Here is a 17,516-nt window from a genome sequence, read left to right as displayed (position 1 = left end):
GGAATCAGCTCAACTCAAGCCAGATCGGCGCATGATCCGATGGTTTTTCCATCCCACGCAGTTCGTAGTCCACTCCCGCATCCTTGACGCGCGGCAACAACCCATGGGACGCCATGATCAGGTCAATCCGCAGCCCGCGCTTGGGTTCGTCTTCAAAACCGCGGCTGCGGTAGTCGAACCAGCTGAAACGGTCGGCCACGTCCGGGTTCAAGTGACGGAAACTGTCGACCAGGCCCCAGTTCTTCAAGCGGGCCATCCACTCGCGTTCTTCCGGCAGAAAGCTGCATTTTCCGGTTTTCAGCCAGCGTTTCATGTTGTCCGGGCCGATGCCGATGTCGCAGTCTTCCGGAGAAATGTTCACGTCGCCCATCACCACCACCGGCTGTTCATTGCTGAACTGGCTTTCCAGCAACTGCTGCAGGTCGCCGTAGAAACGCTCCTTGGCCGGGAACTTGGTGGGGTGATCGCGGCTTTCGCCCTGTGGGAAATAGCCGTTCATGATGGTCACCGGCACGCCATTGGCGTCGGCGAACGTGCCCCAGATGAAGCGTCGTTGGGCCTCTTCGTCGTCGGTGGCGAAGCCTTTATGCAGGGCAATCGGTTCTTTACGCGAGAGCAGGGCGACGCCGTAATGGCCTTTCTGCCCGTGGAAATACACGTGATAACCCAGCGCCTGTACCTCGGCCAGCGGGAACTGGTCGTCGTGAACCTTGGTTTCCTGCAGCCCGATCACGTCGGGCTGGTGCTTGTCGATCAGCGCCGCCAGCTGATGCGGGCGAGCGCGCAGCCCGTTGATGTTGAAGGAGACGATCTTCATGGTCGGCAGTCCTGGCAAAAGGGCGATGCTAGCTGACCTATGGGAATCGGGCCAGTGTTGGGGTGAGGGGATTCACTGTGTTCTGTCAGATCTGTATTGGCAGTCAGGGCCTCATCGCGGGCAAGCCACGCTCCTGCAAGGTTTCGAGCGGACACAGATTTTGTGTACGCCACAGAACCTGTGGGAGCGTGGCTTGCCCGCGATCAGGCCCGTCCAGTCGATGAAGAGCCCGCCTTGGTCTATACCTGTGGGGGAACTGTATTGCCACCCAAAGGCTCGTACCAATAAGAGCGCCGCCATTTTGAGCAGCGCCCCGGGGAGATCTACCGTTATGCCCGAAACCTCGACCGCCATTGCCGATATCCACATGCTCGACAGCGGCTATGCCCACGAAGCGCGCTCCCTGCTTTACCACGCTTACCGGCACGAACCGACCTTCGGCTATTTGTTCGAGGCCGAACGTCCCGGCTATGAGCATCGTGTGCGAGCGACCGTGCGGGAACTGGTCAAACAACACTTTCTTCAGGATCTGCCGGCCATCGGCCTGCTGGTCAACGACCGCCTGATCGGCATCGCCCTGATCGCTCCACCGCAACGTCGATTGGGCATCACCGAGAGTTGGGCCTGGCGCCTGCGCATGGTGCTCAGCGCCGGTTTCCGTTGTACCCGTCGTTACCTCGATTACCACGCTGCCGTTGCCGCTTGTGTGCCGTCCGACTCGGTGCATGTCCTGCCGTTGCTGGGGATTCACCCGCAGTTCCAGGGCAAACACTTCGGCGAGCAACTGCTGCAAGCGGTGCATAACTGGTGTGCCGTGGATGAAACCTCCCAGGGTGTGATTCTGGACACCGGGAATCCTCGTTATCTGGAGTTCTATAAGCGTCAGGGCTACGAGGAAATCGGCGAGGTAGCGGTAGGACCGATCCGCGAACACGTATTTTTCCACGCCAATCCCCAGGTGTTACAAACAGCAACGGCATAAACGTAAACTTTCGGTAGAACTTTCACTGCATGCCAGGCTCTATCACGCTCCCAAGCTCGTGATAGCATCCGCGCCTATGAAGTTTCCAGGAAGAATTACCAGTGGCGTGCTGATGCTGTTCACCAGCTGCGCGGCACTGGCGCAAAGTGAATTGGATGTGCGGATCAAACCGTCCAACGATGAACTGAAAGCCAATATAGAGGGCTATATCGGCAGCCTCGGCGATCGTGACGAAGAAGCCTTGCTGCGCTTCAGTCGTGGCGCCGAGGAACAGGCGCGCAAGGCCGCCCAGGCGTTGGGGTATTACCAGCCGCAGATCGACAGCGACGTGAAGGGCGGCGAGACGCCGCGCCTGATCCTCAACATCGATCCTGGCGAGCCGGTGCATTTGCGCAATGTCACGATTCGCGTCGACGGCCCGGCGGCCTCGCTCAAATCCTTTCGTGTCCCCAAAAGCGCTGCGCTGAAAACCGGCGCGGTGCTGAACCATGGCCGTTATGAAGACGCCAAGAAACTGATCCAGAATCAGGCCTCGCGTTATGGTTTCTTCAGCGGCCACTTCACGCATCAGACGTTGTCGGTGGACCCACGCGCCGGTGTCGCCGACATCGACCTCGTCTATGACAGCGGCCCGCGTTATGCCCTGGGCAAGGTCAGTTTCGAGGGAGACACGCCGTTCGACGAAGACTTGTTGCGGCGCATGGTGCCGTTCAAGGAAGGCGCACCCTATGACTCTGAACTGATTGCCGAACTCAATCAGGCGATGCAATCGAGCGGCTATTTCGAAAGCGTGCGGGTGGACGCGGCGCCGACGGCGTCCAAGAACGATGTGATCCCGGTCGACGTCAAACTCGAAACCCGCAAACCACGGACCATGGGCCTGGGGCTGGGTTATTCCACCGACGTCGGCCCCCGGGTCAAGGCCAACTGGACCCGGCACTGGGTCAACCCGCAAGGGCACAGCTATGGCTGGGAGACCGAAATATCGGCGCCACGGCAGAACGTCGGGGTGTTCTACGACATCCCCCTGGACCCGCCGCTGACCGACAAATTGCGTTTTGCCGGCGGTTATCAAAACGAAGAAATCGCCGACAAGGACTCCCTGAGCAAACTCCTGACGGTTGGCCCCGAATGGCACAGCAAGTTGCCCAGTGGCTGGCAGCGCGTGGTGTCGCTCAAGTGGCAACGCGAGGAATACCGGCTCGGGGATGACTCCGGACTCAGTACCCTGCTGATGCCCGGCGTCAGTTATTCCTACCTGAAAAGCGACAACCGCATCGACCCGCACAATGGCTATCGCCTGGAATTCGAGAGCAAAGTGGCGAAGGAAGGCTTGGGGTCCGACAACAACCTGATCTACGGCACGGCGCTGGTCAAAGGCTTGACCACGGTCTTCGATAAACACCGTTTCCTCGGTCGGGTTCAGGTCGGCGGCAGCGCCACCAACGGCTACAAATCGATACCGCCGTCGTTGCGCTTTTTTGCCGGTGGCGATCAGAGCGTGCGCGGCTATGACTATCAAAGCCTGTCCCCGGAAAACTCTGACGGCGACCGCATCGGTGGCCGCTACATGATCACCGGCAGCGTCGAATATCAGTACTCTGTCGCCGAAAAATGGCGGGTCGCAACCTTCGTTGACCAGGGCAACTCCTTCAATACACTCGAACTGCCGAACCTCAAGACCGGCGTGGGCATCGGCGTGCGCTGGGTGTCCCCGGTGGGGCCGATTCGTCTCGACCTGGCCCACGCGATGGACGACGACGGCGGCATTCGACTGCACTTTTCCATGGGGCCCGAGCTGTGAAGCGTGGTTTGAAAATAACGCTGCTGGCGATTCCGGCGCTGCTGATGCTGGTCGTTCTGGCCGTGACCACGGTGCTGGGCACTGCGGCGGGCAGTCGCTGGGCGCTCGGCTGGGTGCCGGGCCTGACCGTGGAGAATTTCCAGGGCCGATTGGGCGGGCAGTGGAGTGCCGATCATCTGGTGTGGCAGCAGGACACCCGTCGGGTTGAGCTGAGCAAACCGATCTTCGCCTGGTCGCCGTTGTGCCTGATGCGCATGACCTTGTGCATCGAGCAATTGAAGGCCGATCAGGTCAGCCTGCAATTCCCGCCGGGCAACGAAGAAGACAGCGGCGGGCCAATCACGCTCCCGGATCTGGATTTGCCCCTGGCGATCGAATTGGGTGATGTGCAAGTCGGCAGTCTGCTGTTCAACGGCAGCGAAGAACTCAAAGGCCTGCAGCTGGCCGCGCACTGGACGGTGCAAGGCTTGCAGATCGATTCGGTGAAGTTGCAGCGTGACGAACTCAGCCTGAATCTGTCCGGCCTGCTGCAACCCAACGGAAACTGGCCGCTCAAGGCTGAAGGTACGTTGACCCTGCCGGCCCCCGAGCCTTGGAGCCTGGCGTTGAAGGTGGACGGCGACCTGCTGAAAACCCTGAACCTGAAAGCCGACAGCAGCGGTTACTTGAATGGCCAACTGACCGGCGAGCTGCAACCGTTGGTCGACAACCTTCCGGCCAAAGTACGGATCACCGCCGACGGCTTCAAACCCAGCGCCGACCTGCCGGACACCTTGCAACTCAATCAACTCGAGCTCACCGGTGACGGCGACCTGAAAAACGGTTACCAGTTGCTCGGCAAAGCCACGCTGCCCGCTGAAAAAGGCCCGGTGGCGCTGGTGCTGCAAGGCAAGGTCGATGCCAGCGGCGCGCAGATTGCTGCCCTCGACCTGACGGCCAACGACAAGCAATCACTCAAGCTCACCGGCAACCTCGACTGGAGCAAAGGCCTGAGCGCCGACGCGAAGATCGACTGGCTGGATTTCCCGTGGCACCGTCTCTATCCGTTGATCGACGAGCCAGAAGTGGCGTTGCGCCGCTTCAACGGTGAAGTCTCCTACACCGACGGAAAATACATCGGTCACTTCAAATCAGCCCTCGATGGCCCGGCAGGTGCGTTCAGCCTCGAAAGCCCGTTCAGCGGCGACCTGACGAAAATCTATCTGCAACAGATTCAACTCGAAGCCGGGCAGGGCAAAGCCATCGGGCATCTGAACCTGCAGTTTGCCGATGGCATCGGCTGGGACACCGCGCTCGATCTGTCGGCGATCAACCCGGCGTATTGGGTCGCGGAGTTACCGGGTACGTTGGCCGGACCGTTGCGCAGCAAAGGCGAGATGAAGAATGAAAAACTCAGCCTGGACGCCGACCTCGACCTCAAAGGCAAACTGCGCGGCCAACCGGCGGTGATCCAGGCCAAGGCCGACGGCGGCGGTGAACAATGGAACCTCAATGCGCTGCAAATCCGCCTCGGTGACAACAGCATCACCGGCAAGGGCAGTCTGCAACAGAAGCTCGCCGGGCAGATCGACATCAAGCTGCCACGTCTGGCCCAACTCTGGCCGCAACTGCGCGGACAGCTCAACGGGCGCATTGATGTCGCCGGCACGCTCAAGGCACCGCAAGGCAAGCTCGGGCTGCAAGGCACGCAGCTGGCTTTCGAAGATAATCGCCTGCAAAGCCTGAACCTGGACGCGACCCTCGATGGCGCGCAGCGGGCGAAAATCGACCTCAAAGGCAGCGGCATCCAGGCCGGCGACACCTCGCTGGGCACGCTGACCGCCAGCGGCCAGGGCGATATCAAGAACCAGAAACTCACCCTCGATCTGCAAGGGCCGAAGCTGAAACTGGCGCTCGGGCTGGACGGTAATCTGGACAAGGGCAATTGGCGCGGACGCCTGGCCAGCGGTGATATCCAGGCCGGCGGTCAGGACTGGAAGCTGCAAGGCCCGGCGAAACTTGAACGGCTGGCGGACGGCAAGATCAACTTCGGCGCCCATTGCTGGATGTCCGGCCCCGCCAGTCTGTGTGGCGAAGACCAGCGCCTGATGCCGGAACCGAAGCTGCGTTATCACCTCAAGCAATTCCCGATCGAAAGCCTCGCGCAATGGTTGCCGAAAGATTTCGCCTGGAAGGGCCGGCTCAATGCCGACCTGCAACTGGACCTGCCGGCCAGCGGCCCAAACGGCCAGATCAGCGTCGATGCCAGCGGCGGTACGTTGCGCATCAAGGAAAAGGATCAGTGGCTGGACTTCCCGTACCAGACCCTGAAGCTCACCAGCAAACTCACGCCCAAACGCATCGACACCGACCTCAATTTCGTCGGCGGCAAGCTCGGCGAACTGAGGGTGCAGGCGCAGATCAATCCGCTGCTGAAAAACAAACCGCTCACCGGCTCGTTCCGTCTCAGTGGCCTGGATCTGTCGGTGGCGCGGCCATTTGTGCCAATGGTCGAGAAACTCACCGGGCGCTTGAACGGCAGCGGCACGCTGTCCGGCGATCTGCTGGCACCGCAGGTGAACGGCAATCTGCTGCTCAGCGATGGCGAAGTGTCCGGGCCTGAATTGCCGATGGAGTTGCAGGGCTTGCAGCTTCAAGCGCAGATCGCCGGCGAAACGGTGCAGTTGAACGGCGGCTGGAAAAGCGGCAAGGCCGGGCAGGGCAGTCTCAACGGCCACATCGCCTGGGGCCAGGCGCTGGTGGTGGACCTGACGCTCAAGGGCACGCAATTGCCCGTCACCGTCGAACCCTATGCCAAGCTCGAAGTGGCGCCGGACCTGAAGATCTCGATAAAAGACGAGCAACTGGCGATCGCCGGCAAAGTGCGGGTGCCCAAGGGTGAAATCACCGTGCGCGAGTTGCCGCCGTCGACGGTCAAGGTTTCCGATGACACGGTGATCGTCGGCCAGCAGACCGAAGAGGGCAAACCGCCGCTGGCCATGAAAATGGACATCGACGTGGTGGTGGGTGAGGACAAACTCAGCTTCGCCGGGTTTGGCCTGACCGCCAACCTGCAAGGGCATGTGCACATTGGCGACAACATGGACACCCGAGGCGAACTCTGGCTCAACGACGGGCGTTACCGGGCGTACGGTCAGCGGCTGACGGTGCGCCGTGCGCGGCTGCTGTTCGCCGGCCCGATTGACCAGCCGTACCTGGACATCGAAGCCATTCGCCGGACCGACGACGTGATCGCCGGTATCCGCCTCAGCGGCAGCGCCGAGCAGCCGACCACGCAGATCTTCTCCGAGCCGGCCATGAGTCAGGAGCAGGCGTTGTCCTATCTGGTGCTGGGGCGTCCGCTAAGCACCAACGGTGAAGACAACAACATGCTGGCCCAGGCTGCGCTCGGGTTGGGGTTGATGGGCAGTTCGGGAGTGACCGGCAAACTGGCCAACGACCTGGGGATTCAGGATTTCCAGCTCGACACCCAGGGCAGCGGCAATACCACCAGCGTCGTGGCCAGCGGCAATATCTCCGAGAAGCTCAGCCTGCGTTATGGCGTGGGCGTGTTCGAGCCGGCCAACACCATTGCCTTGCGCTACAAACTGAGCAAAAAGGTCTACCTCGAAGCCGCCGGCGGCGTGGCCAGTTCGCTGGACATCTTCTACAAGCGGGACTTCTAAAACCCCCGTCTTCTCCCAAACCGAGTCGCTGCCATCGCGAGCAGGCTCGCTCCCACAGAGATCACACCGAACTCTGTGGGAGCGAGCCTGCTCGCGATGGGCGTGCTGCGGTCATCGATCCGAAGCAATTTTTTTCGTAAGCCATTTATCGACTAAATAGAAAGCTTCCTAACTATTACGTTGACATTCGCTGCCTAGGCAGTAACATCTCGTCATACATTCTCTGCCTAGGCAGCTAATTGGTGGCCAGATGAAACACTTCACCCCAGACGAATTCCACACGTGCCATCTCGGCCTCCTGCTCGGGCGCGCTGCGCTGCTCAAGGACCGGATCATCGACACGCACATGGAGCCCCACGGCATCACCGCCGCGCAGTTCAAAGTGCTGATCATCATGGCCCAGTTCGGCGTCGATACCCCGGCCGAGCTGTGCCGTCACCTGTCGCTGGACAGCGGTTCGATGACTCGCATGCTCGACCGTCTGGAACAGAAAGGTTTTCTCGCCCGCCAACGTTCCGAAGCGGATCGCCGTCAGGTGCAACTGGTGCTCACCGAGCAAGGCCAGCAATTGACCGACCGTCTGCCGGAGATCGGCGCCGACGCCATGAATGAACTGGCCGGCGCGATCACCCCGGATGAGCTGAAAACCCTGGAGCAGATCCTCAAGAAAATCCTTGTGGCAGCCGGTGACTCGATCACCTTGCTGCGGGTAGGTGACAAATGAGCAGTAAAACGCTGCGTGCCGGCCTGAGCCTGGTGCTGGCGGTCATGACCCTGGCCGGTTGCGCCAGTTACAGCGGCCTGAACACCGAAGGCGTCAGCCTTGATGCGAAAAACCTCAAGGCCGGGCAATCCCTCAGCGGCGTGACTCTGTCGCCCGCGGCCTGGCCGAAAAGCGACTGGTGGAAAAGCCTCGGTGACCCGCAACTCGATGGCCTGATCCGCGAAGCCCTGCACGACAGCCCCGACATGCAGATCGCCGACGCCCGCGCCCACCAGGCCAGCGCCGCCGCGTATGCCGCCGATGCCGCGCGGATGCCGACCCTCGATGCCAGCGCCGGAGTCAGCCGTTCGCGCCTGGCACGAGATCAAGACCCGAGCGGGCAGGGCGGTACGTATTCCACCGTGCGCAACATCGGCGCCAGTTTCAATTACAACTTCGACCTCTGGGGCGGTCAGCGGGATGCCTGGGAAGCTGCATTGGGCGAGGCCCGTGCGGCCGAAGTCGATCAGCAGGCCGCGCAATTGACCTTGTCCGCCGATGTCGCCCGCGCCTATAGCGACTTGGGGCAGGCGCACATCGTCTATGACCTGGCCAATGAAGACCTCAAGCGCACCAAACAAATGCTTGAACTGAGCCAGCGCCGCCTGAGCTCGGGGATCGACAGCCAATACCAGTTCCAGCAAACCGAAAGCCTGGAAGCCAGCTCCGAAGCGAGCCTGATCGACGCCGAAAAACGCCTGCAAAGCGCAAAAATCGCCTTGGCCGTGCTGCTCGGCAAAGGCCCGGATCGCGGCAATGAAATCGCCCGGCCGAAGATCCTGCAAGCCAGCGCCGTGGCGTTGCCGTCGGTGTTGCCGGCCGAGCTGCTCGGTCGTCGTCCAGACCTGGTCGCCGCGCGCTGGCGGGTCGAGGCCGCGAGCAAGAACATCGCCGCCGGCAAGACCCAGTTCTACCCCAACCTCAACCTGAGCGCCGCGGCCGGTGCCGAGTCGTTGCTGGGGGATGCGATGTTTGGTTCGGCCAGCCGTTTCTTTAACGTTGCGCCGACTGTCTCCGTGCCGATTTTCGACGGCGGCCGCTTGCGTGCCGACCTCGATTCCCGCGACGCCGATTACGACCTCGCGGTGGCGCAGTACAACAAAAGCCTGGTGAAAGCCTTGGGTGATGTCAGTGACACCATCAACCAGTTGCGCGACATCGGCCGGCAGATCGGGGCGCAGCAACACGCCACCGACATTGCCCAGGATTCTTACAACACCGTGGTCCAGCGGTACGGTTCCGGCATCGGTAACTACCTGGACGTGCTCAGCATAGAGCAGCAATTGCTCCAGGCCCAGCGCCAGCTGGCCAACCTGAATGCCGAGCAGATCGACCTGTCGATCCAACTGATGCAGGCGCTGGGCGGCGGCTTCCAGGGCGAAACCCTGACCGCAGCCAACGCACTCCCAGCCACGCAGCACAATTAATTCAAGGTATTGGTCATGGCCACTGCAGAACACACACAAACCCCTGACAACACTCCTGACACCAGCAACCCGCGCAAACGCAAAGTCATGCTGGTGGTGCTCGCGATCGTGGTGATCCTCGCCGGTGTCGCCGTCTGGGGATATCACGAATTCTACGGGCGCTGGAATGAAAGCACCGACGACGCCTATGTGAACGGCAACGTGGTGGAAATCACCCCGCTGGTCACCGGCACCGTGGTCAGTATCGGCGCGGATGATGGCGACCTGGTCCATGAAGGCCAGGTGCTGATCAACTTCGACCCGAACGATGCCCAAGTCGGTCTGCAAAGTGCCCAGGCCAACCTGGCCCGCACCGTGCGCCAGGTGCGCGGCTTGTACAGCAACGTCGACGGCATGAAAGCCCAGGTCAACGCCCAGCAGGCGGAAGTGCAGAAGGCTCAGGACAACTTCAATCGCCGGAAAAACCTCGCCGCTGGCGGGGCGATTTCCCAGGAAGAGCTGTCCCACGCTCGCGACGACCTGACCTCAGCGCAAAACGCCTTGGCCAACGCCAGACAGCAACTGAAAACCACAAGCGCCTTGGTGGATGACACCGTGGTCTCGTCGCACCCGGACGTGATGGCGGCGGCCGCGCAATTGCGTCAGGCCTACTTGAACAATTCCCGCAGCACCTTGATCGCGCCGGTCACCGGGTACGTGGCCAAACGCTCGGTACAACTGGGCCAGCGCGTCCAGCCGGGCACGGCGCTGATGGCGGTCATTCCGCTGGATCAGCTGTGGATCGACGCCAACTTCAAGGAAACCCAGCTGCGTGACATGCGCATCGGCCAACCGGTGGATATCGAAGCTGACCTCTACGGCAGCGACGTGAAGTTCAGCGGCACCATCGACAGCCTCGGCGCCGGTACCGGCAGCGCGTTTGCCTTGCTGCCGGCGCAGAACGCCACCGGTAACTGGATCAAGATCGTGCAGCGGGTGCCGGTGCGGATTCACATCAACGCCGAAGAACTGGCCAAGCATCCATTGCGGGTCGGCCTGTCGACTCAGGTCGATGTGAACCTGCGCGATCAGAGCGGCCCGGTGCTGGCGCAACAGCCGCCGCAAAAGGCGTCCTTCAGCACCAACGTCTACGACCGTCAGTTGGCCGAGGCCGACGCGATGATCACTCAGTTGATCCACGACAACAGCGCTGCGGCCAGTAAAACCGCTCAGCGCTGATACCTCCCCTGTGGGAGCGAGCATTTGTGGCGAGGGAGCAAGCTCCCTCGCCACAAAAGCTCGCTCCCACAAGGTCAGCGGCGCCCTTTGAAAGGCGCCGCGCCTGCCCAGCTTCAAGGGATTCACGATGAGCAATAACGCGTCTTTCACGCCGCCCAGCCTGCTGCTCAGCACCATCGGCCTGTCGCTGGCGACTTTCATGCAGGTGCTCGACACCACCATCGCCAACGTTGCGCTGCCGACGATTTCCGGCAACCTGGGCGTGAGTTCGGAGCAGGGCACCTGGGTGATCACTTCGTTTGCGGTGAGCAATGCGATTGCGCTGCCGCTGACCGGCTGGCTCAGCCGCCGGTTTGGTGAGGTGAAGCTGTTTCTCTGGGCGACGATTCTGTTTGTGCTGGCCTCGTTTCTCTGCGGTATCTCGACCTCGATGCCCGAGCTGATTGGCTTCCGGGTGCTGCAAGGCTTGGTCGCCGGTCCGTTGTACCCGATGACCCAGACGCTGCTGATAGCGGTCTATCCGCCGGCCAAGCGCGGCATGGCCCTGGCATTGCTGGCGATGGTCACGGTGGTGGCGCCGATTGCCGGCCCGATCCTCGGCGGGTGGATTACCGACAGTTACAGCTGGCCGTGGATCTTCTTTATCAACGTGCCAATCGGCATCTTTGCGGTGATGGTGGTGCGCCAGCAACTCAAGGCGCGTCCGGTGGAAACCAGCCGCCAGCCGATGGACTACGTCGGGCTGATCACCTTGATCATCGGCGTCGGGGCGTTGCAGGTGATCCTCGACAAGGGCAATGATCTGGACTGGTTCGAGTCGAACTTCATCCTCATCGGCGCGGCGATTTCCGTGGTCGCACTGGCGGTGTTCGTGATCTGGGAAATGACCGACAAGCACCCGGTGGTCAATCTGCGGCTGTTTGCGTATCGCAACTTCCGCATCGGCACCATTGTGTTGGTGTTGGGTTACGCAGGGTTCTTTGGCATCAACCTGATCCTGCCGCAATGGCTGCAAACCCAGATGGGTTACACGGCAACGTGGGCGGGGCTGGCGGTGGCGCCAATCGGGATTCTGCCGGTGCTGATGTCACCGTTTGTCGGCAAGTACGCGCACAAGTTCGACCTGCGGCTGCTGGCCGGACTGGCGTTCCTGGCGATTGGCCTGAGCTGCTTCATGCGCGCCGGGTTTACCAACGAAGTGGACTTCCAGCACATCGCGCTGGTGCAATTGTTCATGGGCATTGGCGTGGCACTGTTCTTCATGCCGACGTTGAGCATTCTGATGTCCGACTTGCCACCGAGCCAGATCGCCGATGGCGCGGGCCTGGCAACGTTCCTGCGGACCTTGGGCGGCAGTTTTGCGGCGTCGCTGACCACGTGGATCTGGATTCGTCGGGCGGATCAGCATCATGCCTATATGAGCGAAAGCATCAGCACTTATGAGCCGGCGACCCGCGAGGCACTGAATGCCCTGGGCGGGCCGAGCAACCCGGCGTATGCGCAGTTGGATCATGTGCTGACCAGTCAGGCGTACATGCTCTCCACCGTGGATTACTTCACGTTGCTGGGTTGGGCATTCATGGGCTTGATCGTGATTGTGTGGCTGGCAAAACCGCCGTTTGCGGCGAAGGCGGGGCCGGCGGCCTCCGGCCACTAAGCCAAACACAAACCCTGTAGGAGCGAGCCTGCTCGCGATAGCGGTGGGTCAGTCAATAAAAGTGTTGAATGTGAATCCGCCATCGCGAGCAGGCTCACTCCCACAGGGTATTGTCGGCGACACAGGATTTGCGTCTCATGAAGATCAAAAAGTGGGAGCGAGCCTGCTCGCGATAGCGTCCTGTCAGTCAACATCTATCTCAACTGACACACCGCCATCGCGAGCAGGCTCGCTCCCACAGGGCATTGTCGGCGACACAGGATTTGCGTCTCATGAAGATCAAAAATGTGGGAGTGAGCCTGCTCGCGATAGCGTCCTGTCAGTCAACATCTATCTCAACTGACACACCGCCTTCGCGAGCAGGCTCACTCCCACAATGGGGTCTGTGGTGGCCTTTCAGTTCGTGGGGGCTGCGAGTTGTGGCGGTGGGGCGAAGTCGAAGGGGGCGAGGGCAAACCCTTGCTCATCCACTTGCAACGCCCAGCCCTGACGGTCCCAATCCCCCAGCACAATGCGCTTGGCCGCTTGCTCGCCAATCTGCAACTTGTGAATGGCCGGGCGATGGGTGTGCCCATGGATCAAGGTCTTAACGCCGTATTCCTGCATGATCCGCGGCACTTCGTCCGGCGTGACATCGACGATGTCATTGGCCTTCATCCGCGTCTGGGCCCGGCTTTCGCTGCGCAGTTTGCGCGCCAGTTTATGGCGAGTGCGCAACGGCAGGTGCCGCAGGATGAACAGGGTGATCGGGTTGCGCAGGTAGCGACGCAGCTTCATATAAGCTTCGTCGCGGGTGCAGAGGCTGTCGCCGTGCATCAAAAGCACCGGCTCGCCGTTGAACTGCACGACACTCGGGTCCTTCAGCAACGTGCAGCCGGCCTGTTTGCAGAAGGCCTGGCCGAGCATGAAGTCGCGATTGCCGTGCATCAGAAATATGGCCGTGCCGCTGTCGCTAAGGGTGCGCAGGGCCTGGCAGATGGAACGCTGGAACGGCGTCATGGCATCGTCGCCAATCCACGCCTCGAAAAAGTCGCCCAGAATGTACAACGCACTTGCCGAGCGGGCGCGTCCGGCGAGCAAATCCAGAAACGCCCGGGTGATGTCCGGGCGCTCCTCTTCCAGATGCAAGTCTGAAATCAGCAGTATCACGCTTCGATGATCTCGGCTTTCTCGATGATCACGTCTTCTGCTGGCACGTCCTGGTGGCCGGATTTCATGGTGGTGGAAACACCTTTGATCTTGTCGACAACGTCGGTGCCTTCAACGACTTTGGCGAATACTGCGTAGCCCCAGCCCTGAGTGGTTTTGGCGCTGTGGTTCAGGAAGCTGTTGTCAGCCACGTTGATGAAGAACTGGGCGGATGCCGAATGCGGCTCCATGGTGCGGGCCATGGCGACGGTGTACTTGTCGTTCGGCAGGCCGTTGTCGGCTTCGTTCTGGATGCTTGGGCGCTTGTCTTTCTTTTCTTTCATGCCTGGCTCGAAACCGCCGCCCTGGATCATGAAGTTACCGATGACGCGGTGGAAAACGGTATTTTCGTAGTGACCGGCTTTGACGTACTCGATGAAGTTGGCAACGGTCAGCGGTGCCTTTTCAGCGTTCAGTTCCAGGACGATGTCGCCATGGTTGGTGGTCAGTTTGACTTGGGTCATGATTACTACTCATTCAATGAATTCGTGGGTTTCGGGGCATTTAAGCCCTCAACCGGTCCGGCCAATGTCGGCCAAGGAGCGCAGTTTAGCGTGCCGGGCGCGAATTTCGAGGCTGTTTTTCATTTGCATCCGATTAAATGCACCCGTTTTCGGGCCTGCTCTGTCAGCGACTTGACGGCATCGGCTATGATAAGCCCCTTTGTTTTAACAGCCGCTTTGATTTGGCCAACTGGCCGCGCACTTGTACGTTCAAGGATCCTATGAGCAAGCCCACTGTCGACCCTACCTCGAATTCCAAGACCGGCCCTGCCGTGCCGGTCAATTTCCTGCGCCCGATCATCCAGGCGGACCTGGACTCGGGTAAGCACACGCAGATCGTCACCCGTTTCCCGCCTGAGCCCAACGGCTACCTGCACATCGGTCACGCCAAGTCGATTTGCGTGAACTTCGGCCTGGCCCAGGAATTTGGCGGCGTCACGCACCTGCGTTTCGACGATACCAACCCGGCCAAGGAAGACCAGGAATACATCGACGCGATCGAAAGCGACGTCAAATGGCTGGGCTTTGAATGGTCCGGCGAAGTGCGCTATGCCTCGCAGTATTTCGACCAGTTGCACGACTGGGCCGTCGAGCTGATCAAGGCCGGCAAAGCCTACGTCGACGATCTGAGCCCTGAACAGGCCAAGGAATACCGCGGCACCCTGACCGAACCGGGCAAGAACAGCCCGTTCCGTGATCGCTCCGTGGAAGAAAACCTCGACTGGTTCGCCCGCATGCGTGCCGGCGAATTCCCGGACGGCGCACGCGTGCTGCGGGCCAAGATCGACATGGCCTCGCCGAACATGAACCTGCGCGACCCGATCATGTACCGCATCCGTCACGCCCATCACCACCAGACCGGCGACAAGTGGTGCATCTACCCGAACTATGACTTCACCCATGGTCAGTCGGACGCCATCGAAGGCATCACTCACTCGATCTGCACCCTGGAGTTCGAAAGCCACCGTCCGCTGTACGAGTGGTTCCTCGAGAACCTGCCGGTCCCGGCAAAACCGCGCCAGTACGAGTTCAGCCGTCTGAACCTGAACTACACCATCACCAGCAAGCGCAAGCTCAAGCAACTGGTCGATGAAAAGCACGTCTTCGGTTGGGACGATCCGCGCATGTCCACGCTGTCGGGCTTCCGTCGTCGTGGCTACACGCCGAAATCGATCCGCAACTTCTGCGAAATGGTCGGCACCAACCGTTCCGACGGCGTGGTCGACTTCGGCATGCTCGAATTCAGCATCCGTGACGACCTCGACCACAGCGCCCCGCGCGCCATGTGCGTGTTGCGTCCGCTGAAAGTCGTGATCACCAACTACCCGGAAGGCCAGGTCGAGAACCTCGAACTGCCGTGCCACCCGAAAGAAGACATGGGCATGCGCGTTCTGCCGTTCGCCCGTGAGATCTACATCGACCGTGAAGACTTCATGGAAGAGCCGCCGAAAGGCTACAAGCGCCTGGAGCCGAACGGCGAAGTGCGTCTGCGCGGCAGCTACGTGATCCGTGCCGACGAAGCGATCAAGGACGCCGAGGGCAACATCGTCGAACTGCGTTGCTCCTACGACCCGGAAACATTGGGCAAGAACCCTGAAGGCCGCAAGGTCAAAGGCGTGGTGCACTGGGTGCCGGCCGCGGCCAGCGTCGAGTGCGAAGTGCGTCTGTACGATCGCCTGTTCCGCTCTGCGAACCCTGAGAAGGCCGAAGACAGCGCCAGTTTCCTGGACAACATCAACCCTGACTCGCTGCAAGTCCTCACCGGTTGTCGTGCTGAACCCTCGCTGGGCAATGCACAGCCGGAAGACCGTTTCCAGTTCGAGCGCGAAGGTTACTTCTGCGCGGATATCAAGGACTCGAAACCAGGTGCTCCGGTATTCAACCGTACCGTGACCTTGCGTGATTCGTGGGGCCAGTGATTCAAGGAAACTAAAGTGCTTACGATCTACAACACGCTCACCAAGAGCAAAGAAGTCTTCAAGCCGCTGGATGGCAACAATGTGCGCATGTACGTCTGCGGGATGACCGTGTACGACTACTGCCACATTGGCCATGGCCGCAGCATGGTCGCGTTCGACCTGGTGACCCGCTGGTTGCGGTTCAGCGGTTATAACCTGACGTATGTGCGCAACATCACCGACATTGAAGACAAGATCATCAATCGGGCCAAGGAGAACGGCGAACCGTTCGACGTGCTGACCGAACGCATGATCACCGCGATGCATGAGGACGAGGCGCGCCTCAATATCCTCAAGCCGGACATGGAGCCGCGGGCCACCGATCACATCGCTGGCATGCAGACCATGATCCAGACCCTGATCGACAAGGGTTACGCCTACGCTCCGGGCAATGGCGACGTGTATTACCGCGTCGCCAAGTTCATGGGCTACGGCAAGCTGTCGCGCAAGAAAATCGAAGACTTGCGCATCGGCGCGCGGATCGAAGTCGACGAGTCCAAGCAGGACCCGCTGGACTTCGTGCTGTGGAAAGGCGCCAAGCCGGGCGAGCCTAGCTGGCCTTCGCCGTGGGGCGACGGGCGTCCGGGCTGGCACATTGAGTGCTCGGTGATGTCGACCTGCTGCCTCGGCGAGACCTTCGACATTCATGGCGGCGGTAGCGACCTCGAGTTCCCGCACCACGAAAACGAAATCGCCCAGAGCGAAGCGGCCACCGGCAAGACCTACGCCAACGCGTGGATGCATTGCGGCATGATTCGCATCAATGGCGAGAAGATGTCCAAGTCCTTGAACAACTTCTTCACCATTCGCGACGTGCTGGAAAAGTATCACCCGGAAGTCGTGCGTTACCTGCTGGTGTCGAGCCACTACCGCAGCGCGATCAACTATTCGGAAGACAACCTCAAGGACGCCAAAGGTGCCCTCGAGCGTTTCTACCATGCGTTGAAAGGCCTGCCGAGCGTGGCGCCGGCTGGCGGCGAAGCCTTCGTCGAGCGTTTCACCCAGGTGATGAACGACGACTTCGGCACGCCGGAAGCCTGCGCGGTGCTGTTCGAGATGGTTCGCGAGATCAACCGTCTGCGCGAGAGCGATCTCAATGCGGCGGCAGGTTTGGCGGCGCGCTTGAAGGAACTGGCCAGCGTGCTGGGCGTGTTGCAGCTTGAGGCCGATGATTTCTTGCAGGCCGGCGCTGAAGGGCGCGTGGATGCGGCTGAGGTCGATGCGCTGATTCAGGCGCGTTTGACTGCCCGTGCCAACAAGGACTGGGCTGAGTCCGACCGTATCCGCGACCAGCTCACCGCGATGGGCGTGGTGCTGGAAGACGGGAAGGGCGGCACGACCTGGCGGTTGGCTGACTGACTGCTTCAAATGCCGCAAAACAAAACCCGCCTTGTGCGGGTTTTTGTTTTTGGGCAGTCCGCGAGGTTATGTGGTGTTTGATCTGGCGCCTTCGCGGGCAAGCCTCGCTCCTACAAGGTCGCGTCGTACACAATATTGGCGAACGACGCGCCCCTGTAGGAGCGAGGCTTGCCCG

At 60.8% G+C, this 17,516-nt stretch carries 12 protein-coding genes; 9 read left to right on the top strand and 3 right to left on the bottom strand.

Features of this window, described 5'->3' with window-relative positions:
* Positions 1 to 4: 4 nt before the first annotated feature.
* Entirely contained in the window at positions 5 to 817 is an 813-nt protein-coding gene (xthA, locus tag AB4N91_RS16045; RefSeq protein WP_010458795.1) for an exodeoxyribonuclease III, read from the bottom strand.
* A 331-nt stretch (positions 818 to 1,148) separates the two neighbouring features.
* Between xthA and AB4N91_RS16040 the strand changes: the two genes are divergently transcribed.
* The 7 genes from AB4N91_RS16040 to AB4N91_RS16010 all read left to right on the top strand — a co-directional run bounded on the left by AB4N91_RS16040 (position 1,149) and on the right by AB4N91_RS16010 (position 12,333).
* A complete protein-coding gene (locus AB4N91_RS16040; RefSeq protein ID WP_010458800.1) occupies positions 1,149 to 1,799 on the top strand; it encodes a GNAT family N-acetyltransferase in 651 nt (216 codons plus the stop codon).
* A gap of 76 nt (positions 1,800 to 1,875) precedes the next feature.
* Positions 1,876 to 3,603 (top strand): autotransporter assembly complex protein TamA, encoded by a 1,728-nt coding sequence (locus AB4N91_RS16035; protein WP_077749765.1) that lies wholly within the window; start codon positions 1,876 to 1,878, stop codon positions 3,601 to 3,603.
* On the top strand, positions 3,600 to 7,268 hold the full coding sequence (locus tag AB4N91_RS16030) for a translocation/assembly module TamB domain-containing protein (protein WP_460111047.1): 3,669 nt from the start codon (positions 3,600 to 3,602) through the stop codon (positions 7,266 to 7,268). The genes AB4N91_RS16035 and AB4N91_RS16030 overlap by 4 nt, the downstream gene beginning before the upstream one ends.
* Positions 7,269 to 7,518: 250 nt before the next feature.
* Positions 7,519 to 7,992, top strand: a complete 474-nt coding sequence (locus AB4N91_RS16025) for a MarR family winged helix-turn-helix transcriptional regulator (RefSeq protein WP_010458806.1) — start codon at positions 7,519 to 7,521, stop codon at positions 7,990 to 7,992.
* Complete coding sequence (locus AB4N91_RS16020; RefSeq protein WP_460111043.1) at positions 7,989 to 9,458, top strand: efflux transporter outer membrane subunit; 1,470 nt, start codon at positions 7,989 to 7,991, stop codon at positions 9,456 to 9,458. The genes AB4N91_RS16025 and AB4N91_RS16020 overlap by 4 nt, the downstream gene beginning before the upstream one ends.
* Positions 9,459 to 9,473: 15 nt before the next feature.
* Positions 9,474 to 10,676, top strand: a complete 1,203-nt coding sequence (locus AB4N91_RS16015) for an HlyD family secretion protein (RefSeq protein ID WP_221108997.1) — start codon at positions 9,474 to 9,476, stop codon at positions 10,674 to 10,676.
* A gap of 127 nt (positions 10,677 to 10,803) precedes the next feature.
* Entirely contained in the window at positions 10,804 to 12,333 is a 1,530-nt protein-coding gene (locus AB4N91_RS16010; protein ID WP_154504114.1) for a DHA2 family efflux MFS transporter permease subunit, read from the top strand.
* A gap of 396 nt (positions 12,334 to 12,729) precedes the next feature.
* Here AB4N91_RS16010 and lpxH read toward each other — a convergent pair whose 3' ends face one another.
* Both lpxH and AB4N91_RS16000 read right to left on the bottom strand, forming a co-directional pair.
* Positions 12,730 to 13,482 carry a UDP-2,3-diacylglucosamine diphosphatase gene (gene lpxH / locus AB4N91_RS16005; protein WP_010458813.1) on the bottom strand — a complete coding sequence of 251 codons (753 nt, stop codon included), beginning with the start codon at positions 13,480 to 13,482 and terminating at the stop codon, positions 12,730 to 12,732.
* On the bottom strand, positions 13,479 to 13,985 hold the full coding sequence (locus AB4N91_RS16000; RefSeq protein WP_145309581.1) for a peptidylprolyl isomerase: 507 nt from the start codon (positions 13,983 to 13,985) through the stop codon (positions 13,479 to 13,481). Before AB4N91_RS16000 ends, lpxH begins: the two co-directional genes overlap by 4 nt.
* A 260-nt stretch (positions 13,986 to 14,245) precedes the next feature.
* Here AB4N91_RS16000 and AB4N91_RS15995 point away from each other — a divergent pair, with 260 nt between their 5' ends.
* The gene (locus AB4N91_RS15995) at positions 14,246 to 15,943 is read left to right on the top strand and encodes a glutamine--tRNA ligase/YqeY domain fusion protein (protein ID WP_010458817.1); all 1,698 of its coding nucleotides are present in this window, start codon (positions 14,246 to 14,248) and stop codon (positions 15,941 to 15,943) included.
* A 15-nt stretch (positions 15,944 to 15,958) separates the two neighbouring features.
* Positions 15,959 to 17,341, top strand: a complete 1,383-nt coding sequence (gene cysS / locus AB4N91_RS15990) for a cysteine--tRNA ligase (RefSeq protein ID WP_010458820.1) — start codon at positions 15,959 to 15,961, stop codon at positions 17,339 to 17,341.
* Positions 17,342 to 17,516: the final 175 nt, after the last annotated feature.

This window comes from Pseudomonas sp. H3_D04 (assembly GCF_054669175.1).
This window is presented reverse-complemented; position numbering and strand designations above follow the sequence as displayed.

Coding starts and splice junctions, on each gene's coding strand:
- AB4N91_RS16025 (WP_010458806.1), top strand. CDS start 7,519: ATGAAACACTTCACCCCAGACGAATTCCACACGTGCCATCTCGGCCTC.
- xthA (WP_010458795.1), bottom strand. CDS start 817: ATGAAGATCGTCTCCTTCAACATCAACGGGCTGCGCGCTCGCCCGCAT.
- AB4N91_RS15995 (WP_010458817.1), top strand. CDS start 14,246: ATGAGCAAGCCCACTGTCGACCCTACCTCGAATTCCAAGACCGGCCCT.
- AB4N91_RS16040 (WP_010458800.1), top strand. CDS start 1,149: ATGCCCGAAACCTCGACCGCCATTGCCGATATCCACATGCTCGACAGC.
- AB4N91_RS16010 (WP_154504114.1), top strand. CDS start 10,804: ATGAGCAATAACGCGTCTTTCACGCCGCCCAGCCTGCTGCTCAGCACC.
- AB4N91_RS16015 (WP_221108997.1), top strand. CDS start 9,474: ATGGCCACTGCAGAACACACACAAACCCCTGACAACACTCCTGACACC.
- AB4N91_RS16000 (WP_145309581.1), bottom strand. CDS start 13,985: ATGACCCAAGTCAAACTGACCACCAACCATGGCGACATCGTCCTGGAA.
- AB4N91_RS16020 (WP_460111043.1), top strand. CDS start 7,989: ATGAGCAGTAAAACGCTGCGTGCCGGCCTGAGCCTGGTGCTGGCGGTC.
- AB4N91_RS16035 (WP_077749765.1), top strand. CDS start 1,876: ATGAAGTTTCCAGGAAGAATTACCAGTGGCGTGCTGATGCTGTTCACC.